The 1,322-nt window shown below is 41.8% G+C and carries 1 protein-coding gene; it reads left to right on the top strand.

Going from position 1 to position 1,322, the window contains the following annotated elements; genetic code table 11:
- Nucleotides 1-951 precede the first annotated feature (951 nt).
- Nucleotides 952-1,322: methane monooxygenase/ammonia monooxygenase subunit C (locus A7Q09_RS11060; protein WP_244228644.1), on the top strand; the 371-nt coding region annotated here is incomplete at its 3' end.

Genomic DNA, 1,322 nt, shown 5'->3' on the forward strand with positions numbered 1-1,322 from the left:
GGTCGATGATCTCACGTCTGAGCGGGGGCACGCTTCCCCCCGCATCCGGCTCGCAGCTTGCGCGCTGCCAGTCTCGGCTCTTGCGCATGAGAGCCAGCAGGAGCGACTCTCCCAAGAGGGCATTGTAAATCTGCCTTGCCATTTCAAACCGAATAGAAAGCTAGCGCTCATCCGCTGGGGTTGTCCGCAGCGGCAGCTCGCAGACAAACGACGGCGCCTAGACTTGCTTTTTCTCAGACATTCTTTTTGTCCTTATTGTTCGATTGGTACTTCACTCGGCCGTTAGAAGACAGATGGATGCATAAATCAACCCCTAACGGGAAAAATCCGAACCAGCCTTATCCCTCATGTCTAAAGCCAGGGGCTTGCGGCGGCCGCATCTGGTCATTTTACCAAATCGAAGCGTTTAGCAATCAACCTTTCGTCTTTTTTCCATTGCCTCAGAAGTGGGGATGGATAATCTTAATGCCATTGGTGCATCCCTTATGCTCCTTAATCACTCCATTTTAGAAAGATGAAAAATATATTTGTTCAATCAAACAATTGATCCTAGCGTTAGAGAATTTGCATGGGCTATTTTTCTAAGAAAATCTATCCACCACTCTCTTAGGTATAATGATTCAATGAGAAAAAAACAATAGGAGTCATAACTTGTTATTAATAAGACAGAAAAGAAAATATTTTTTATAAAATAACTAAAAAATAAACTAAAACTATAAGATATACTAATATTATATTATATTAATTTTATAAATGATATTCTACCAATCTTGTAAATAAACAATAAAAATATTTATTAAATAATAAAAGTTTTTAAACCTACCCCTTATACCAGGAATATCCTAATATTAAATACAAGAAATGTCTGTTTGAATCCCTAAAAAAGATTAATTGATTATAGTTAGTCTCCATTAGACGTGGAGACGATAATGGATCAAAGGAGGTTGATATATGGCACAAGCGACAACGCAAACAGTCTCGATATCGATACCGGACAAGTCAGCCTTCTCTTGGAAAAACCTCTGGATTGCTCTAGCTATCATCACAGTCTTTGAAATTGCTGTGAATGTCTATGAGCGAACCTTTGCGTTTGCCAAGGGATTGGACTACTTCACTCCGGACTATCAGACCTACTGGATGAGTATCCTTTACACCGAGCTGATTCTTGAGCCGACGACCCTCATCGCGCTCTGCTCCTGGTTATGGGTGACCAGAGATCGTGCGATGGAAAACCTTGCCCCTGCAGAGGAGTTAAGGCGGTATTGGAACCTTGGACTATTTGTCGTGGTCTATACCGTTCTACTCTACTGGGGAGCAAGCTA

Origin of the sequence: Methylacidiphilum sp. Yel, assembly GCF_004421185.1 — a bacterium.
Taxonomy (GTDB): Bacteria; Verrucomicrobiota; Verrucomicrobiia; order Methylacidiphilales; family Methylacidiphilaceae; genus Methylacidiphilum.